General features: G+C 28.7%; 13 protein-coding genes. All 13 read left to right on the top strand.

Annotated features, from left to right (window positions below; translation table 11 throughout):
• The 13 genes from HMPREF9709_RS06990 (at position 1) to HMPREF9709_RS06930 (ending at position 21042) form a co-directional block, all read left to right on the top strand.
• On the top strand, positions 1–1254 hold the full coding sequence (locus HMPREF9709_RS06990; protein WP_005398897.1) for a TadA family conjugal transfer-associated ATPase: 1254 nt from the start codon (positions 1–3) through the stop codon (positions 1252–1254).
• A gap of 9 nt (positions 1255–1263) precedes the next feature.
• Positions 1264–2148, top strand: a complete 885-nt coding sequence (locus HMPREF9709_RS06985; RefSeq protein ID WP_005398896.1) for a type II secretion system F family protein — start codon at positions 1264–1266, stop codon at positions 2146–2148.
• Positions 2149–2157: 9 nt separating this feature from the next.
• Positions 2158–3030 (top strand): type II secretion system F family protein, encoded by an 873-nt coding sequence (locus tag HMPREF9709_RS06980; protein WP_005398895.1) that lies wholly within the window; start codon positions 2158–2160, stop codon positions 3028–3030.
• 157 nt (positions 3031–3187) lie between these two features.
• Positions 3188–3406, top strand: a complete 219-nt coding sequence (locus HMPREF9709_RS06975) for a Flp1 family type IVb pilin (RefSeq protein WP_005398894.1) — start codon at positions 3188–3190, stop codon at positions 3404–3406.
• A 97-nt stretch (positions 3407–3503) separates the two neighbouring features.
• Positions 3504–4172, top strand: a complete 669-nt coding sequence (locus HMPREF9709_RS06970) for a TadE/TadG family type IV pilus assembly protein (RefSeq protein WP_005398893.1) — start codon at positions 3504–3506, stop codon at positions 4170–4172.
• A 9-nt stretch (positions 4173–4181) separates the two neighbouring features.
• A complete protein-coding gene (locus HMPREF9709_RS06965; RefSeq protein WP_005398892.1) occupies positions 4182–7394 on the top strand; it encodes a DUF5702 domain-containing protein in 3213 nt (1070 codons plus the stop codon).
• Positions 7395–7406: 12 nt separating this feature from the next.
• The gene (locus tag HMPREF9709_RS06960) at positions 7407–8129 is read left to right on the top strand and encodes a leucine-rich repeat protein (protein ID WP_005398891.1); all 723 of its coding nucleotides are present in this window, start codon (positions 7407–7409) and stop codon (positions 8127–8129) included.
• Positions 8130–8171: 42 nt separating this feature from the next.
• Positions 8172–8897 (top strand): hypothetical protein, encoded by a 726-nt coding sequence (locus HMPREF9709_RS06955; protein WP_005398890.1) that lies wholly within the window; start codon positions 8172–8174, stop codon positions 8895–8897.
• 11 nt (positions 8898–8908) lie between these two features.
• Positions 8909–9574 carry a prepilin peptidase gene (locus HMPREF9709_RS09675; RefSeq protein ID WP_005398889.1) on the top strand — a complete coding sequence of 222 codons (666 nt, stop codon included), beginning with the start codon at positions 8909–8911 and terminating at the stop codon, positions 9572–9574.
• A 4-nt stretch (positions 9575–9578) separates the two neighbouring features.
• A complete protein-coding gene (locus tag HMPREF9709_RS06945; protein ID WP_005398888.1) occupies positions 9579–10880 on the top strand; it encodes a WG repeat-containing protein in 1302 nt (433 codons plus the stop codon).
• A gap of 3 nt (positions 10881–10883) precedes the next feature.
• Positions 10884–12341: a DUF6382 and FHA domain-containing protein gene (locus tag HMPREF9709_RS06940; protein ID WP_005398887.1), complete on the top strand. Its 1458-nt coding sequence runs from the start codon at positions 10884–10886 to the stop codon at positions 12339–12341.
• A gap of 8 nt (positions 12342–12349) precedes the next feature.
• On the top strand, positions 12350–13120 hold the full coding sequence (locus tag HMPREF9709_RS06935) for a PP2C family protein-serine/threonine phosphatase (RefSeq protein WP_005398886.1): 771 nt from the start codon (positions 12350–12352) through the stop codon (positions 13118–13120).
• A gap of 14 nt (positions 13121–13134) precedes the next feature.
• A complete protein-coding gene (locus tag HMPREF9709_RS06930; RefSeq protein WP_005398885.1) occupies positions 13135–21042 on the top strand; it encodes an Ig-like domain repeat protein in 7908 nt (2635 codons plus the stop codon).
• Positions 21043–21085 lie beyond the last annotated feature (43 nt).

Here is a 21085-nt window from a genome sequence, read left to right as displayed (position 1 = left end):
ATGAGTGTAGATGGTAAAAATCTGAGTGATAGTAAATCAATTTTAGAGGACTTAAGAAATTATGTGTCTGATAATGTCAACTATATCGGCATGAAGGATGAGGACCTTGAACATGAGATAGAAGAGATATTTGATGAGAGATATAAAAATATTTACGTTTCGATTGAGGATAAAATTTCAATTGTGCAACAAGTATATTCATCAATTCGTGGATTTGGTTTACTGGATTCAATTATCAATGACGACAACATTACAGAAGTAATGATAAATGGAATTGATGATATCTTCATTGAAAAAAGCGGAAAGTTAAAGAGATTAGATAAAGCATTCGAAAGTGATAGAAAATTAGAAGATATCATTCAAAAGATAGTAGGTTTATCAGGTAGGGAAGTTAACCAAGCATCTCCAATAGTAGATACAAGGCTTCCAGATGGATCTAGAGTTAACGTAGTATTGCCACCTATTTCATTATCAGGGCCGGTAATTACAATACGTAAGTTCTCAAAAGATCCAATGACAATCGAAAAGTTAATAGGATATGGATCACTAACTCAAGATATCGCAGATATGTTAGAGATATTAGTTAAAGCAAAATATAATATTTTCATTTGTGGCGGTACAGGTTCAGGGAAGACAACATTCTTAAATGCTTTATCAAATTTCATTCCTAAAGATGAACGTATAATTACCATCGAAGACTCTGCAGAGCTACAAATTGTGAATGTTGACAATATAGTTAGACTGGAAACGAGAAATGCAAACAATGCAGGGGTCGGAGCTGTAACCATCAAGGATTTAATTAAGTCTTCACTGCGTATGCGTCCTGAAAGAATAGTTGTTGGGGAAGTTAGAGGGGCTGAAGCATTAGACATGTTGCAAGCCATGAATACTGGACACGATGGCTCATTATCAACAGGCCATGCAAACTCAACACATGATATGTTGAGTAGATTGGAAACAATGGTATTACAAGGGGCTGCAGGACTACCTCTTGAAGCAATTAGACAACAGATTGCATCGTCATTGGATATTATAATTCACTTATCAAGGTTAAGAGATAGATCTAGAAAAACAATGGAAATAGTTGAAGTTCTAGGATATAAAGATGGCGAAGTTGTACTAAATCCGCTATATAAATTTGTTGAAGATGAAAAATCAACATTGGATAAAGTTTCTGGTAAATTAACTAGAACAGAAAATGAAATGAAAAACACTTATAAGCTAAGATTAGCTGGATATCAAAATGTATTTTAGGGAGGAAATATGATTTTTAAGAAAAATTCAAAGAAGAAATCAAAGAAAAATTCAAAAAAAGAATCACAAAAACAATATTTGCCTTCTTTGCTAAATACGAAAGCTTACAATTATAAGGTTTATAAATTCAGTTTACTTGAAAAAATTCTATATACAGTATTTGCATTTTTAGCTGGTGCTATTGTAGCTTATATTTTCTATGGTGGTATTGGTAAAGATTCATTTGGAAATGTTACAAATACAACAAAAATGTTAAATACAATATTTATGATAGCTGGCGGCATACTGGCGGTTGTACTATTTTTACCAGCGAGAAATAAAGCCATTCAAGAAAAAAATCAAATTGCAATTAGAAACCAATTTAGAGATATGCTTGAAGCTTTATATACTTCTTTAGGATCAGGTAAAAACGTCAGAAATTCTTTTGAATCTGCCAGAGAAGATTTGAAACTTCAATATGATGAAGAATCATTTATTATAAAAGAATTAAATATTATTATTTCAGGGATTCAAAATAATATTGATATTGAAGAGTTGTTATTAGATTTTGGAAATAGAACAGGTATTGATGATATAAAAACTTTTAGTGAAATTTTTAAGGTTACTTATAGAAAAGGTGGAAATATAAAAGAAACCATAGGGAATACGAAAGAAATCATCACAGAAAAGATGAATATCATGGAAGAGATTGAAACTATGGTTACTAAAAATAAAACAGATCAAAATATTATGGTATTTATGCCGGTAATGATGATAGGATTTATAAAATTTGCAAGTTCAGATTTTGCAGAAAACTTTACTTCACCAATTGGTATATTTGCCACAACTTTAGGTATCGTTGCATTTGTTTCAGCATACTTTATAGGAAAGAAAATTCTTTCTATAAAAATTTAGGAGAATAAGATGGTAAATTTATATGAAATAATAATATTCATAATTGGTGGCATTTTCCTATTATTCTGGTTATTTTTATATGCTAAAGGTTACAAACATCATGAAATGTTTGAAGGATTAAACGAATCAGAGTATCCATTAAGCCAAGTATATTTTGTTGGTTATGAATTATTGGAAATGCTTGGTTATGAATACAAATCAAAAAAGGATAGGGAAGATAGAAGAAAAATAAGCATTTATTATGGAAGTAAATATGTTGAATATTATTTAAGAGTTCAATATGCTCAAAGGATTACACTTCTATTAACTTTATTAGTATTTTCATTTATAATGTATGGATTTGTTGGAGATGTAATTATCCTTATAGTGATGATAATTTTATCGCTTACTATTTATTATCATTACTCCACATTAATGAAATCAAGGGTTGAAAAGAGATCGGAAGAATTAATTAGAGAATTTCCAAATGTCGTATCAAAATTAGCTTTACTTACAAATGCAGGGATGATTATGAAAGAGGCTTGGTATGAAGTAAGTAATAATGGGGATTCAAAAATTTATCAAGAGATGAGACATACAGTTGATGAAATTGAAAATGGTACATCAGAAATAGAAGCATATATTAATTTCGGTACAAGAAGCTTCTTGCCAGAGATTAAAAAATTTGCTTCAACAATTGCTCAAGGTGTTTTAAAAGGAAATGCTGAATTATCAATAATGCTTCAACAACAAAGTAAAGAAGTATGGGGAATAAAGAAGCAGGATGTTATGAGACAGGGTGAAAAAGCGGCTAGTAAGCTTACTATACCACTTATGTTAATGTTCGTAGGTATACTTGTGATGATTATTATACCAATATTTGCAAGTATTGGTGGAGCTTAGTAAAAAGTATTTTGTTTTTATACTAATGAGGTCAAAATAGACCTAGTTAGCACAGAATAAAAACAAAATATTATAGAATAATTTTGTTATTCTATAATATTTTCTATTTATTCTATAGACATTCAATGTCTAAATAGTTCATGAAAGGAGGAAAAACATGAATTTATTAGTAATGAAAAGCATGCTAGAAAATATTAATCTTGCTGCTAAAAAATTCTTCGCAAAAGAAGATGGTGATGTAAATATCGTTGCTATTGTATTCTTAATAGCTGTAGCTGTAGCTTTAGCATTAATTTTCAAAGATCAAGTAACAAACTTAATTAATACTTTATTTGGAAATATTAATGAAAAAGCTCAACAATTTACAAATTCTTAGAATTGTTAATGGTATTAGTGTTGTGCATTTTATGTGCAACACTAATCACCAATAACTTTTTACTATTACTATAATAAAACATGTTTGTGGAGAAATTATGTATTCTAAAGATAAGGGCTCAGTTATTATTGAAGCGTCTTTTGTTTTTCCTATTATGTTTCTTGTAATTGCTATTTTAATATTTACAGGGAATGCTTATCTTCAAAAAGCTGAACTAGAGGCTATAGTTGTGGATGAAACCGTAAAAGGTGTGGCGAAAATAAAAGACCCACTTCTTGGTGAAGTAAAAGAAGGTAAAGGTTTAGAATTTAAAGCTAGGAATCTAGAACCATATAGATATTTGTTGGGTGAAGGAAATAAAGTTGCAGAAGAAGTTAATACAAATATAAATAAAAGAATAAGTGGTAAAACTTTAGGATTGTTTGGTGGTATAAAAAAAGATCAAACATCAGTTAATACAGAATTGAAAAATAATTTTATTAATTCAAAGTTAATCTCAACAGCGATAATTAAAGTTAAAAGTCCATATTGGATATTCGGTGAAGATCAAATAATTTTTAGACTTAATTCCGATATTGTTGTAGGGGTGCATGATGTACCTGAATTTATAAGAAATGCTAAATTTGGTAAAGATATGCTTGATAGATTTGGTTTAGGTAAACATCTAGATCAAGCAAAAGGCAAAATAATTACGGCAGCGACTTGTGCAAACAACTTTATGCATAAAAATTTTGAGTGTAATTTGTTTGGTGATGATAAAGAATAGGAGCATAACATGAAAAAGTTTAATAGTAATAAAGGAGCGGTGACAGTTTTTCTAACTTTGATTCTAGTTCCTACTTTATTGATTACAAGTATATTTGTTGACGTAGCAAGAGTATACTTGGTAAGCTCTTTAGCTGAATCTGCAGGAGATTTAAGCTTAAATGGACTATTATCAAATTATGACGGTGACTTATTAGATTGGTATGGTTTTATGGGATCTGCACAGAGTATGGATGATAAAATGTCATCATCTGAGGAAGATTTCAAAGAAACGATAAGTAGTAAAATAGAAGATAAAAATTTTAACTTTCTAACTTCAAAAATTGAAGGAGAAGATAAAATTATTACCAAAATGGAAAAATATAATCTGTCTGAACCTGAAATGATTAGAAAATCAGTGATTGATTTTATGAAATATAGAGGTCCGATAGAAATTGTTGAAAGAATAGTTGATAAGATAAAGAACTCAGGAGTAAAAGATTTTACAAAATTTGCCAATGCAGATAAATTTGAAGATTTAAGAGAACAAAAACAAAAGTTTTATGAAAAAGAATCAGAATTTTCAAATAGAGTATATAACACATATTTGAAGTTGGATGAGTATACAAATAAAACTAGAGACTATGGCATAGATACAGTTGAGTCTTTAGGAAAACTGAATGATAAAATCAAAGAAGCAAAAAATGTATATAAATTTGCTCATGATAAATTATTTACAAAATATAGGTTTGTAGATGGTATAGACGGTAATGCTGAAGCTCTTAGTAGTATGACAAAACAACTGAAACCAAAGAGTCATTATACTGAAATTATCAATAAAGATAATACAAAATTTAATTCTTCTCATGTAATTGATAAGGCGACAGTAGAAAAAGTATTAAATGATTTAGATAAGGATTTTCAAAAGTTAAAAATAGATATTACTAATATTAATGCTCAGTTAGATTCTCATACACTGTTAAAAACAAAGCCTGGTACAAAATCATCAGATGCGAATATTTGGAAATGGTGGAGAACTTTTGAAGATATTACTTCTGGATCACAAATGGATAATATTGTTCAAGTGGCGAATAATGTTGGACAGTACTATTTAACTTTGGATATGTACAATAGAGTAAAAATCGAAGGTGATGACGATGGTACAGTGAAAACTCGATTAACAGAAACCTTTAATGAAGTTAAGACTTATATGTCTCAAAATATTTATAAAGATGGCAGTGGACAATTTGTTAGATTTGCAAATAATGCATATGAGATTACTAATACCTATAAAAATAATTTAGATTATGGTCAGGAAAAAATTAAATATTTAGGATCAGAGACAACTTTAGATAAGGCATTTAGCGATTTGTCAGAAACTCTTTATAATACTAAAATTCACAATGAAGAAATAATTAAACTTCTTGATGTAATAATTAATGGGGAAAAAGATGGATTTTTATATTTAAATGAGAAAGTGGCTTCTCTGGATGATCTTAAGAAATTAGCTAAAGAATATGAACAAGAATTGAAACAATGGAAAAAAGAAGCTGATGATGCATGGGATGGTAGCACACCCGCTAAGCCAGAGGATGATCCAGCTTATTTGGACTTAACAGATGATGATGAAATAAAAAAGAGAGATGCACATGCAAATAAGGATGATACTGTTATTGGGTCTCTCTCATCAGTTGTAACAGATGAAAATGTACAAATTTTAAAAGATAGATTAGAAGCTATTAAAGATGGTTTTATTGAAATGAATAAAAATCTCGATGATATGACATATAATTCTATCGAATTAACTGGTGTAAATAAAAAGGCCGTTTCGCTAGATGTGTTTAGAAAAAATATGTTTAAAAATGGTTATAATAATAATTCGTCTAAATATGATGGATTAGTTACAAATTCTGAATTTAATACTAATTCAACAGAATTATTTAACGATCTGTTTAATAATGATTATAAACAATTGGATATGGCTAGATTTAAAGATATTAATAAAAGTCCTACGCTAATTCCTGAAAAGAACAAGGTAAATGTTCCAAAAATCTACAAATATGCATATGATATGTTCCATGGTAAAAATAAAGAAGAATTAGAAGAAAAGAAAAAAGAAGTATCTGATGCAAAGGATAAGGCTGAAAAAAAATTAGATGAACTTATTAACTTATCTAGATTTAAAGGAGAGCCACAACCAACTGTAAAACAAGAATTTACTGGACCAGGAGGCTTTTCTGCTGGAGATGTATTCAAGGCTGGTTTTGAAATTTTACAAAATATTATTAATCTAGATTTATATAACATTAGAGATGATTTATATGCTACTGCATATGCTATGAGTATGTTTAGTTATGCGACATATGATAACGAGGGAAGATTTAAACTATTACCTAAATCAGAAAGAAAGGGATTGAAATCTCAAGATGCATTAGCAAAATATAAATCAAAAGATGGTGTTTGGTTTAGTGATGAACTTAATGATGAAGTTAAATTTAAAAATAGAACATTAACAGGCCATAGGATTAGTAAAGAAAATAATGCAGCATATATGGCAGAAGTTGAATACTTATTATTTGGTGAAACTGATGAAAATGCAAGCAACGTTGATAAAGCGTATGGCACAATATTTGCGATGAAGTTTGCACTAAATTATATTTCTGCAATGTCTAATTTTTGGTCTAATGATGTATTGACTTATGTTGCGGGAGCTATTCAAGCTGCAACAGCTGGTATAGTTCCAATACCATTAACAAAGATTATTGTAATATCTTTATTGACTACTATGGAAACATGGAAAGATCTTGATAGATTAGAGGTGGGATTCCCGGTTGAAATATATAAACCTAAGGCAGAAGATTGGGTTTATCAAATTCCGAGTGTTAAGAACTTACCGGCAATTATCAATGATATTATGAATCCAAAAAATGACGAAACGTTAGATAATGACGAAGGTTTGACGTATAGCGATTATATGACATTATTTACAGCTTTGTCATTTAGTGGTCCTAATAGTGCTAGAACATATCAAAGACTTGCTGAAGTAGTTCAGACCAATATAGGACATAAAGCTAATAAAGATGATTATTCCTTAAAGAATTCACAAGTATATTATAAATTAAAAACAAAATTAAAAGTTAATCCATTGTTATTTACATTACCACTATTTGCTAAATATACTAATGGCAAAATAGAACTAGAGGGATGGACAACATTAGATGTTGATTTAATAAGGGGTTATTAAAAGGAGAAAAATATGAACAAAATTAAAATGGCAATTGTAACTTTAGCATTAGTATTATCACTATCTGCATGTGGTGGTGGAAATGATACTAAAAATGAAGACACAAAGAATGAAACAAATACTGTTGAAACTAAAGATGAAAATGGTACAGCAGAAGAAAGTCAAGAACAAACAAACGGTACAGGAGAAGTTTCATATGATGCTTTAATGGCAATGCAACCTTCACCAGCTAAAGATTTCAATGTACAAGAAAATAATGATGGTGGATTAACTATTACAGGTTATGCAGGAAAAGAGGAAATGGTATATGTACCTGAAGAAATCGATGGTTTACCTGTAACTGAAATAAGTAAATATACTTTTGCAAATAATCAAAGTCCAAAAGCAATTAGATTAGGAAAAAATGTAAAGAAAGTAATGTTTGGCGCTTTTGGTACAAATGACACTATAGAGATTGTAGTAGCAGAAGGATTAGAAGTTATTGAAAATTCAGCGTTTATTGAATCAAAAAAATTAAAAGTATTAAAGTTAAATGAAGGATTAAAAGAAATTCAAGAACTTGGTCTTTCAGGCTTAGAGTCATTAACAGAATTAGAAATTCCATCTACTGTAGAAAAATATGGTAAATCAATACTATTATTCTCAAACGAAAATTTAGTTGTAAAAGGTAAAGCTGGATCTATAGCAGAAAAAATCGCTAAAGATAATAATGTAAAATTTGAGGAAGTAAAATAGAACTTTGAACTGAAGTAAATAAACTATATGGAGGTTATGACAATGTTGAGGAAAACAAAAAATGAAAAAGGGGCAATTGTTGTTGAGGCAACATTGTCATTAACTATATATATTATTTTAATTTTTATGATACTTTCTATTATTGACATGGCTAATACACAAGCAAAATTGAAAGTAACCATGAATAATATTGCTAAAGAAATGAGTCAATTTGCTTATGCATATCATGCGGCAGGACTTGATGAAGCTGAAAAAAATTTATTAAAAGGTAATGAAAAAGTTGATTCTTCTATAGATGATATTAAAGGTGCATTTAATAGCGTAAAAGATAGTTTGGATAGTGCAAAAAGTGGAGATATCGATGGTGCTAATAAGTCCGGTAAAGAAGCAGGTCAGCAATTTAAGGACGCTTGGGGCGATGTTAGTTTAGGTGACGGTGCTGCTTGGTTACTTGGACATGCTAGCAACTGGGGAAAAGAAGAAATAATAACAAAATATGCTAGATCTTATATGATGAATAATTTAAAAGATTTTCGAGAGGATTCACTTGATGCATTTGTAAAAAGACATCACATTTTGACAAGTGGAGATATATTTGACTTTAAAGGAAGTAGATTTGTTGAAAAAGGTTTAGGCACAGATATTATTCTAAAAATGAAATATGAAATTGAATTGTTTGATTTTTTCGATTTAAATTTCAAAGTAAAAATAAATGAAACTGCACAAACAAAAGCATGGTTGGGTGGAATCCCAGTCAAAGGAAATTAGGTAGAGGGTATATGAATAATTTTATATTAATGGGCTTAACTGCTATTTCACTTTTTATAACTATTTATTTGTTTTATGAGGATAAACAGAAAAATATAGAGAAATACAATAAAACTAGAACGGTAAACGAAAATTTAATTAAGATATATTTTATAGTTATTTTAATTAGTAATTTGGTGATTGCCTATCTATTGCCAATAAATGATTTCTTTTATAATTTTCCTTATCAAATAAAAGTTATGGTATTGTTGTCGATAATGGCGGTTGTACTAGTTACAGATTTTTATAGTTTTAGGATTCCTAATACATTTATAATTTATGGATTAGTAGCCAGGGTATTAATTTTGGCATATGAGTTTATAAAAACATCAGATATATTAGGAATAGTTATAAAAAATGAAATAATTGGAGCGTTAGCATTGCTATTTTGTGGGATATTGTGCAATGTGGTTATAAAAAATTCATTAGGATATGGAGATATAAAATTATTTATTTTAATGGGATTATTCTTAGGTTTAGCTAATGTGTGGAATGCAATGATTGTATCCTTGATAATATCTTTCTTCGTTTCAGTGTATGTATTGCTGGTAAAGAAGATGAAGAAAAACGATATTATCCCTTTTGCTCCATCTATAGCTATTGGAACGTTTTTGACAGTGTTATTGATGATGAGGTAATGATATGAATAATTATAAAAAACTTGTACCAGCTGGATTAATAATAATGTTTGCTCTTTCTGTTTTTTATTTTTTTAATGAAAAAGCAAATTTAGAAAAAAAATATATTAATACTGTTGAAGAAGCGAGGGAGCTTAGAAAAGAAAAAGTTGCCGTTGATTCAATAAACAGCTATCATAAAGCATTAGACATTAAGAAGACACCTGAAATCTATATTGAACTTGCAGAATACTACAAAGAACTTGAAAAGAAAGATGAAGCAATTTCAATTGGAGAAAACTTAAATAGAGATTTCCCAAAAGAAGTAAAAGGTTATGAGTTTTTAATTAATCTTTATGCCAATGAAAAAGATTATACTAATATGTTTGCTACATATGAAGAATTTAAAAGTAGAAAATTAAGTTCAAAATCCATCGAAGATATATATATAAAAAATGAATATGTGTATCAAATAAATGAACTTATGAATGAGGTTAAAGTCCCAAGTAATGGATTAGTTGCATTTAGGGAAGGTGATAAATGGGGATATATGGATAAATCTCTAAAGGCTACCATTACAAGTAAATATAAATATACTGATTTATTTAGAAATAATAGAGCATATGTAACAACAGCATCAGATGAACATTACTATATTGATAAGAAAGGTGAAAAAAGACATGATCTTATGAATATTGAAGGTATTGAAAAAGCTGGTGTGATTTCAGTTAAAGGATTTACTGCAAAAACAAAAGAAGGCTGGAATATTTATGATTTAAGCAATAACAAGATGGCAGGACCATTTGATGAAGTATCAAATGTTGAAAATAGTCTCATTGTAGGTACTAAAGACGGAAAAACAAAAATATATAATTTAGATAATAAAAAAGCATATGATATCGAAGGTGAAATTATAAATAATGAATATAATATGCCGATTGAAAATGATAGAATTTTTTCAAAAGTTGGGGATAAAGTTAATCTATATGACTCTGAAGGAAAATTAATAGCTGAAGGATTTGAAGATGCTAAACCATTTATTACAAATGGAGCAGCAGTTAAGAAAAATGGAAAATGGGGCTTTATAAATTTTGACGGTGAAGTAGTAATAGAATACCAATATGAAGATGCAAAAAGTCTATCAAATTCACATGCAGCTGTAAAAAAAGGCGGTAAATGGGGATATATCAATACTAAAAATGAGATGGTTATACCTGCTCAATTTGAAGAAGCATCGAATATGACAAATGATGGTATTTTGATTGTAAAACTAGATGGACGTTGGAATTTAATAAGCTTATATAAATATAGCGGTAATGAGGAGTAATATATGAAAAATTTTTATTTTGATAATTTTGGAAACAATTCATTCTTAGTATACAAATTAAACAATGAAGAAATAATAGATGAAATTTCTTTAAGTATGATCTTAAATAATGATATTACAGGGGTTTTAAAAGCTATTGTTAATCAATTTGATGATGAAAAGTTTATAAAATACAATATCACATCAAAAGTTCAAGCTTCATTACTTTTTGCTGACAATGTAAACAAGAAAAGAGTTTTAGATGTTTTTGAGCAAATTGTAAAAGCTGCAATAGAAGTTGAAAATTATTTAATCCCTGTGGAAAGATTGTTGTTTAATTTAGAGTATATCTATGTAGATGTGGCAACAAATGAAACATCATTGATTTGCTTACCTATAGAAGAACAAAATGAAAAAGTTGATCTAAAAGAATTTTTCAAAAATATATTATTCAATGCTAAATTTGATCAAAAAGAAAACAACGATTATGTTGGTAGATTGATTAATAGCTTAAATTCCATGCTTGAATTTTCAAATGATAGATTTTTACAAGCTATTTATGAAATCAGAGGCATAAAAAGTGAAGATTTAGATAACGAAAAAAATAAAAATATTTCAAATGAGAAAAAAGTTCAAAGAGTAGAAAATAACATTCCTATAACTAATCCAGTAAATAATGCTGTGATTAAAGAAGAATCTAGTTTTTCATCTGATAAAACAGTAGAAGAAGATAAACCAAAAGAAGAGAAGAAAAAAGGTTTTATCTCTATGCCAAACTTCAAGAAAAACAAAGTTGAAGATGAAAGCATTGAAGAAGATATTGAAGAAGATGATGAAGAAAAAATCACTCTAATGAGCCTATTAACTGGATTTAGTGGTGAAAAGTTTAAAAAATATAAAGAACAAAGAAGTAAAAATAAAGGTAAGAAAAATACAAAAAAATATAATAATAATAATAATAAAAAAGATATAAGAGATATAAGAGAAAAGTTTAATAAAAAAAAATTTAATGAAGAAATAAAAGAAGAAAGAGAAATCGAAAAAAAGCCTGAAGAGGAAGCTCCAAAGCAAATTGTTAAAGGAAGATATGGAGACTTTGGAGATACAACAGTTTTAGGAAATGATTCAGGAACTAATGAGACAACTGTATTGTCTGAATCAATGGACGAAGAAGTTTATTCAGAAAAAAGACCATTCCTAATTAGACAAAAAAATAATGAAAGAATTTTAATCGACTCAGACATTTTCAAGATTGGGTCAGAACAATCTTATGTTAATTACCATATTTATGATAATACTTCAATAAGTAGAAGTCATGCGATTATTTCAAAAGACGCTGATAATTACTTTATTGAAGACACTAATTCTACAAATCATACTTATGTGAATGGGTCAATAATCACTCCAAATACTAAAATTGAAATTAATGATAATGATGAAATAAAACTTGCAGATGAGAAGTTTAAATTTACACTTATATAGAGGAAAATATGAAGGTTATTATTTCGGCGCATACTGATAAGGGAAATATTAAAGATACGAACCAGGATAGTTACTTGGTTCGTAATTTAGATGTAAATAATAGAAATTTTGTAGTGGCTGCAATTGCAGATGGGATGGGGGGACATTCTCAAGGCGAGTTAGCAAGTTCATCCATTATAAATGCTATTAAAACCTGGTCGGTAAGTGTTTTGCCAAATATGATATTTAATGGTCTAGATGATCAAAATTTTAAGAATGCAGTTAAAAATTTAATAGATAAGAAAAATTCTGATATTAAATTTTATGGCAAAAAAAATAATATTACAATTGGTTCAACATTGACTTTATTGTTATTGACAGATGATAGATATTATATTGCAAATGTTGGTGATACTAGAGCTTATGAGATTACAGATAATAATATTAGAATAATTACAAAGGATCAGACGCTTGTCCAGAGGGAAGTAGATCGAGGAATAATAACAAAAGAACAAGCAAAGACGGACGAGAGAAAGTCGGTACTACTTCAGAGTATCGGGACATCAATTGAGGTATATCCTGATTTTTATTTTGGTGACACAAGAAAGGATACAGTTTTCTTATTGTGTAGTGATGGGTTTAGGCATGAGATAAGTAATTATGAGATTTTAAATATGCTAAGTCCAAGTAACAATATAAGTGAAAATGAAATGAAGAATAATTTAGTTGAATTGATAGAACTTAATAAGCAAAGGCAAGAGAGAGATAATATTACAGCTTTATCGATCTTGATAAAATAGAAGGGAGAAAAAGAGTGAACAAAAAGGAGAAATTAATTAAAAAAATATTATCTTTTACATTAGCTTTTTTAATTTTATTATCATCTGTACCGCTAAATATTGTAGTTGCTGAAGATGAAACTGTAAGTGAGACAGTTGAAGAGACTACAACAGAAAATCCAGAAGAAACACAAGCGGAAACAGTAGAAAATACTGATGCTGAAACAGAGAAAGAAACTATAAAAGAGACTGTAGAAGAAACACAAAAAGAAACTATAAAAGAGGAAACATCTGAAGAAACAGTTGAAGAAACTGTGAAAGAAAATATTAGAGAATTAGATTTGGAATTATTAGAATTTGAAGATTTAAATTCAAATACAAAAACCGATGATCTTTCAAAAAATAATATTTTCTATGGTGGAATTAAAGTAAATGGGACGGTTGCTGATAAGTCTGGAGAAAGACTATTTGCTGCTTCTTTCCAAAACTTCAAATATGAAGTTGATAAATTAAATAATAAAGGTGAAGTAATAGAAAAAAATATTAAAGAAGGAAATATTGATTTTTCACCATCAAAAAATAAAATTATCTTCAATCTTTCTATCAATACAAATGATAGAAATTCATTGATGTTAGATAAAAATATCTATAATCCAGAAGATACCGATTCGAATACATCATATAGTATTAGATTTATTGCTATAGATAAGGATGGAAATAGTAGTCTTTTGAAAACTCAAAATATTAGACTATTAGAAGATAAATTGTCAACCATTCTTAAAGATGATAAATCTGCATTAATAGATAATACAAATAACAGATATCATAACAAAAGAGTTTTAGAATTAGAAATATTAAATGAAAATAAGTTTGAAGAAGGAAAAGATTATTTAACTGTAACTATTGATGGAAATACTTATAATTTAAATTCAAAAGATTTGCCAAAGAATTTTAATATAACAAAAAAGGAAAACAAATACACATTAGAGTTTTACCAAGGGGATTTTAATGTTAAATTAAACTATAACAATCCATTCCAAAGAGAAATTAGTAGTGATGAAATATTTAGTAATGCTAAAACTACAAAAGAAATTTTATATGATAGATTTACAGTAGTAGGTGAGTTACCAAGTTTTGCAGCAACACTTAAAGTTGGTGATCAAACAGTTAAATATGATACAGAAACTCCTGTAAATGAAGATTGGACATATATTAATAAAAGCATTGAATTAGTGCGAGTTGACTTATTAAAAGATAATAAGGATGTTAAGTTTAAATATATCTTTGCAGATGAGTTCTCAGATTATGAAGGTTCTATTAAACGAAGATTACAATATTATCCAGATATGTTTTCTGATACAATGCCAGAAACTCCAAAGGAAAAGATGTCAGTCCTATATATCGCTGCGATTGATAAATTTGATAATGTGAGTGTATTAAAAACAGCAAAAATTTATATGGATGATCGTAGTCCAGTAGTAGTATTTGATAAAGACCCTTTAATCAATAAAAACAATTATATAACTGATAATGTTCTAAAATTGAGAATTAGAGATAATTATGAACCTTCTTACAACGGTGGCTCTGGAGTAAAAGATATCTTTTATGATGTAAAAGTAAAAGATAGTACAGGGGCTGAAGTTATCTCTAAAAAATCACAATTAATTGATAATCCTAATAACGAATATAAGAATGATTTGTATTTAGATTTTAACATCATGGACATTGAAGGCATAAAAGATGTTAAATTTGGTGAAATTGAAATTTCATTTTACACAAGTGACCGTGCTGGAAACAAATCAAATGTTTTGACAAAGTCATTTAAGTTTGACACTCTTGGTCCTAAAGTAGATATAGAATATTTAGGAGAAGAGAAAACACTATATGCAGATAATTATTACGATGGAGCTAGAACAGCTGAGGTTACAGTAACGGACGAAAATCCTGATTTTTCAGTAGAAAGATTTATTAATTCAGTTGAAATAAATAGGGCAGAAAGCGTAATATATAGACCACAAGATAGTACTAAATATGTAACGCATATAGAAAGTAATGGTAATGTTCATAAATTTAAGATTATATTTAACGACCATGGTAAATATAACTTAAAATTTAACTATAAAGATGATGCTGATAATCCAGTACTTCCATTTGTTGAGAAGACAGGACAAAATGTAAGAGAAAATTCAACAAAGATTGAAAAGCAAAATCCTTTTGAATTTGTCATCGACTTAATTAAGCCAGCAGGTAAAATTGTAGAGTCACAAAATTCCTGGGATACTTTTAAAGAAATAATTACATTTGGTCTATTTAAAAATGATAGAGTAACTTTTACTGCGGTACCTAGCAATAAGAACTTTGTTAGAGTTTACACTGGCTACTATATAGCAAAAAATACAGGCATAAAACCATTGACATTAGCAGAGCTTGAACAAGTGGATTTTAAGGATGGGTCTAGTGTTACTATAAAAGATGATGGTGCATATGTTGTTTACTTTAAGTTTTTTGATAAATGGGGAAGAAAGACTTATATTAACACAAATGGTGTAGTCATCGATCAACAGCCTGGAAATTTAGATTTAAATGTCGTTAATAAAGGCAATATTAATAGCAGTGTAGAAAAGCTAGATATTAAATATAAACTTGAAGATTTAAAATTCTCTTCAGGTATCAAGAAGATTGAATATAAAATTTTAACAGATAATCATAATGACGATAATCCTTTACACAAAGTTGTAGTTTATGAAAATGATAAAAAAACATATGAAAAATATGAGGATATAAATGCTGAGGCAAATAGAATAAAAGAAGGAACCATTAGTATTGATCCTAAGAAAATTAACAGATCAGATATTGTATTTAAGATGGTAGCTTATGATTTTGCGGGCAATGTTTCTTCTAAACAAATTCCTATCGATATTGATACAACAAAACCGGTAGTTGATATTTCATATACCAATGATAGTCAATATAAAAAGACAAATATCTATACTAAAGAAAGAAAAGCATTAATTAAAATTAAAGAAAGATCAAATCACTTTGATGAGGCGGCTGCATTTAATTCAATTAAGATAGACTATAAGGATTATAATGGCAAAGATTTAGATTTTAATAAAGATGATATTGGTAAATGGACTACAATTAAGGGAAATACACCTGATGAGGATGTTCATCTATTAGAAATTAAATTTGACCAAGATGGGCAATACAAATTATCAATTAACTATAAAGATACTCATGGAAATGCTCCAGATAGTATAATTTCTGTGCCAGAGCAAAATCCATTAAACTTTAAGATTGATTTAACACATCCTCAATTAGAAATGAAATATACTGTAAATGGAAAACAATATACAGTAGACAATGAAACAAATAATGGAGATAAATTTTTTACAAAAACTGCAGTTAAATTAGATTCTGCAAAACATACAAATATTGAAGATAAAAATATTGTATATAAATATTATTTCTCCGAAGCTCTTCTAAATGCTAGACAATTGAAATCAATTTATGATGCAAATGATGGCAGGATGAAGGATAAATTAGAAGAAGTGAGTGTTCCATTAAACCGTAAAGGATATATTTATTTCTTTGTAATTGATAATGTTGAGAAGTTTTCATTTGTTCGTACCGATTTAATTTATGTAGATAATACCAAGCCAGAAATTAATTTTGATTCCTATCCAGAAGGCAATAAGAATGGGATTATTAAGACAAATCCAAAAATTGTAATTTCTGTAAAAGATGGCAAGACTAATTCTTCTGCTAGGTATTCTGGATTGTCACAAGTTTACTACAATTTATATATTGATAATAAATTAGTAGAATCAAAACAAGAAGTGGCAAATTATAATGTTGATGATATTAAATATGAATCAATAGAAACTATAAGATTAGATTTGACAGATGTTGAATCCAACAACATCAAGCTTGAAGTATTTGCAATTGATAATACAGGGAATATTTCAGATAACAAGGTTGCGCTATTCTCAAAGAGTAGTAAAAAACCTAAAGCGGATATAAGATTTAATGATACCTATACAAATTATGAAGATGGTGAAGCATATTATGATAAAGCAAGAAATATGGAAATCACCCTATATGATAATGATTTTACATTTGATAAAGATGCTTTAGTAAATGGCTTAGTAATCAAATATAAAGATGCGGAAGGCAAGATGCATACTGTGCCAACTGATGATATTGAAGTTACAGAGATTACAAGAAATTATCAAACAATAAATGTAAAATTAACACAACAAGGTAAATATGATATAAGCATGGCATATATCAATAAAGCGGATAATGAACTTGAGCCATTTGATGTAAACAATATATCAAATAAGGATAAATCAACATATATTTATGATGAGCATCCATTCTCATTTACAATCGATTTGGATAAACCAACTGGTAAGATTGCCATAAGAAAAAATCCATGGGAAGACTTTGTTGAGTTTATAACTTTTGGATTGATATCAAGTCGAAATGTTGATGTGAAGGCAATAGAAGTAAAAGATATGACCGATGTAAAAGTTGAGTATTACATTGATGATGATTTTACTAAATATAAGACAGATGCTGAATTAGATAATATTAAATTTGATTTTGGTGATACTGTAACAATAAATAAAAATAGTAGGAGTGTTGTTTACTTTAAGTTAACCGATAGAGTTGGAAGAGTAACATATCTAAGCAGTAATCCTATTATTCATGATAATAAACAACCAAATATTACAATAACTGATCCAGGAAAACAAATATATAATGGAGATGTAAAGGTAAATATTAGTGCGATTGATCCACATTTAAGCTCAGGTATTAGAAAATTAGAATATTACATTATAAATTCAGACGTTGTATTAAAGGATGCTAAACCTGTTGTAATATATGATAAAGATCCTGTAACTATAACCGATTACAACAATCTGACTACATCAATATCTAAAGATATTGTGATTGATGCTAAAACACATAATAGATCAGATGTGAAATTAGTGGTTAAAGTTGTTGATAATGCTGGAAATGAAAATACAATAACAAAGGGTTATGATATTGATATTACAAAGCCAGCTATTTCAATCAACTATGACAATAATAGTAGCTACAATAATTCAAAATATTTTGCAAAGGCAAGAAAAGCGACAATAAAAATTCAAGAAAGATCAAATCATTTTGATAAGGTGGTAGCGAAAAATAATATTAAGATTACTGCGGTTGATAGTAAAGGTAATAGTGTAAATATTTCTAATATTATTGGAGAATGGACAAGTCGTAAAGGTTCAACACCTGATAATGATACACATGTTATAGATGTAAACTTTAATGTTGATGCAAACTATAAGCTTTTTGTATCATATACTGATATGGCAGGTAATAAGGCGGACACACCAAATACTAGTAGACAAAACAATCCATTCGAATTTACTGTCGATACAGTTAAACCAGAAGGTACTATAACATCCATAACTGATGAAGGTAATAAACAAACATGGATTAAGAAAATAGAAGATGCATACTTTGGAATCTGGTCAAAATCAGGTATAAGTGCAACGACAACTTCAAGTGACTCAACATCTGGTATAAAATCTGTAGAATATTTAGTTTCAAATTCTACAAGCGTGATGAGTAATCAAGCCTTGATGCAGTCTGATGCATGGAGGCCTTATAATGGATCAATTAGATTCTCAAATGACCAAAAATTCATTCTTTATTTAAGAGTGACAGATAGATCCGGTAACTATACTTTAGTATCTACAGATGGAATGATTGTCGATAAAACAGATCCTAGAATTGAAGGCATATCACCAGAAGTGAGTGTGTCACCTCAAAAACCAATAAATGGAATATATAAGGACAATGTAAGAGTTGATATATCTGTATTAGATCCGATAGTTTCAAACTCTTCTACAGGATTAAAAAACATTTCATATAGAGTACTAAATAATGGTAAAGTAACACAAGAAGGTACGTTATTTAACTTTACAAAGACTAAACCAAAATATGATGAATTAACAAATCGATTTAATTCATATATTATTGTTGATAGTAATTTGAATAATTCAAATAATGTTGAAATTGAGGTATTTGCGACAGATAATGCCACAAATTCTGCGAGAAAATCTGAGAAAATCAAGATTGATATTACAAAACCTACAGTTATCGTATCTTACGATAACAACACAAATTACAATTCAAAATACTATAATAAACCAAGGGTTGCAACTGTTAGAATCCTAGAAAGAAACTTCGATCCTAATAGTGTAAAAATTAACTTAAAGAATCAATATGGACCAAATCCATCAGTTTCTTCATGGTCATCAAGTGGAGATAATGGAGATAATACAACCCATATTGCAAGGATATACTATTCCGCAGATGGTGATTATAAATTTGATTTAGATTTCACAGATAATGCTGGAAATAAGATGAATCCAATAGTTTATGAAAATGGAACAACAAATCCAGATTCATTTATAGTGGATATTACAAATCCGGTTGTAAATATTTCTTACAATAATAATAGTGGAATCGACGGATATTTCAATAATCCGAGAACGGCTGTTATTAGAATTGTGGAAAGAAACTTTAGTAGAGAAAATGTTCAGATAACATTGAAATCTTCATTGGATGGTAAAACAATAAATAATCCTAATATTGTTTGGTCATCTTCAGGAGATACTCATTTTGCAACGATAGCATTTAGAAAAGATGGTGATTATAAACTTGATGTTAAAGTTACAGATCTTGCATCAAATAAAAATGGAGATATCAATTATGGTAAATCTGCATCACCAAAAAACTTTACTATCGACCAACAAATTGATTATTTAAATATAGCTGGTATATCAAATAATGGCCAATATAATGGTGAAATTTTACCAATTATAAATATGTCTGATGTGAATATCGCTGGATATGATCTTAAACTATTCAGAACAAATAAATCAGGCATTGATCAGGACGTTACAGAACAATATGTAAATAATATTGATAAAACAAATAAATCAATCAAGATTGTGATTGATACGCTAGTAAAATCCATAAACAATGAAGGTAAATACAAGCTATTTGTAACTGTAAGAGATAAAGCTGGCAACACGAAAACAGAAGTAATGAACTTTATCATAAATAGATATGGTTCAATCTATCAAATTTCACAATATCTATCAGATTTAAATAGAAACTACACACAAGCTGTTGAAAATGATTTGGTAATAACTGAATCAAACTTATCAAAATTAGACAAAAACAGTATTAAATTGACAATCACACGAGATGGTCAAGCTTTGGAAAATGTAGACTTCCAAATATTAGAATCTGTGGATAAGGCAGGCTACCACAATTATCAATATATAATCAATAAGGATAGTTTAAAAGAAGACGGTGTATACAAAATTTTCCTAGTTTCTAAAGATAAAGCTGGAAACCTTAAAGAAAATATTGATAGTGATAGTATGATACAATTCGTTGTTGACAGTACTGCTCCAGAACTAGTTTTCGTTAAGGGAATGGAATACGCATTTGTAAATAGTAAAAAATTACCAATCAATTTTGAAGCGTTTGATGCGCTTGGTCTTGCCTCAGTAGAAATCTATGTTAACGATGAATTGGTAGATAAGATTGATAAATTCGACAATATCAACCAATACTTAGGAAATATAGAATTAGCAGAAGGCATAAGACAAAATGTTAGATATGTAATAAAAGATAAAGCAGGAAATGTTTTAGATACAAATTACAAGAATAACGAAGGTAAATTTACATTTGAACCAAGATATGATTTCCAAAGAGAAATCACAGTTTCAACAAATCTATTCGTTAGATGGTATGAAAACAAACCAGTATTCTGGGGTTCAATAGCTGGAGTATCAGTGCTAGCACTTTTACTATTCCTTCTATTCAAAAGGAAAAAAGAAAAAGATACTGCACAAGCTAAATAAAATAAATAAAAAAAAGCTATTGCGAGATGTTTAGGTCTCTGCA

The sequence above is a fragment of the Helcococcus kunzii ATCC 51366 genome (assembly GCF_000245755.1).
In the GTDB taxonomy this organism is placed as follows: Bacteria; Bacillota; Clostridia; order Tissierellales; family Peptoniphilaceae; genus Helcococcus; species Helcococcus kunzii.
The sequence above is the reverse complement of the archived record's forward strand: the minus strand, read 5'-3'. Positions and strand labels throughout refer to the sequence as shown.

Coding starts and splice junctions, on each gene's coding strand:
- HMPREF9709_RS06990 (WP_005398897.1), top strand. CDS start 1: ATGAGTGTAGATGGTAAAAATCTGAGTGATAGTAAATCAATTTTAGAG.
- HMPREF9709_RS06985 (WP_005398896.1), top strand. CDS start 1,264: ATGATTTTTAAGAAAAATTCAAAGAAGAAATCAAAGAAAAATTCAAAA.
- HMPREF9709_RS06980 (WP_005398895.1), top strand. CDS start 2,158: ATGGTAAATTTATATGAAATAATAATATTCATAATTGGTGGCATTTTC.
- HMPREF9709_RS06975 (WP_005398894.1), top strand. CDS start 3,188: ATGAATTTATTAGTAATGAAAAGCATGCTAGAAAATATTAATCTTGCT.
- HMPREF9709_RS06970 (WP_005398893.1), top strand. CDS start 3,504: ATGTATTCTAAAGATAAGGGCTCAGTTATTATTGAAGCGTCTTTTGTT.
- HMPREF9709_RS06965 (WP_005398892.1), top strand. CDS start 4,182: ATGAAAAAGTTTAATAGTAATAAAGGAGCGGTGACAGTTTTTCTAACT.
- HMPREF9709_RS06960 (WP_005398891.1), top strand. CDS start 7,407: ATGAACAAAATTAAAATGGCAATTGTAACTTTAGCATTAGTATTATCA.
- HMPREF9709_RS06955 (WP_005398890.1), top strand. CDS start 8,172: ATGTTGAGGAAAACAAAAAATGAAAAAGGGGCAATTGTTGTTGAGGCA.
- HMPREF9709_RS09675 (WP_005398889.1), top strand. CDS start 8,909: ATGAATAATTTTATATTAATGGGCTTAACTGCTATTTCACTTTTTATA.
- HMPREF9709_RS06945 (WP_005398888.1), top strand. CDS start 9,579: ATGAATAATTATAAAAAACTTGTACCAGCTGGATTAATAATAATGTTT.
- HMPREF9709_RS06940 (WP_005398887.1), top strand. CDS start 10,884: ATGAAAAATTTTTATTTTGATAATTTTGGAAACAATTCATTCTTAGTA.
- HMPREF9709_RS06935 (WP_005398886.1), top strand. CDS start 12,350: ATGAAGGTTATTATTTCGGCGCATACTGATAAGGGAAATATTAAAGAT.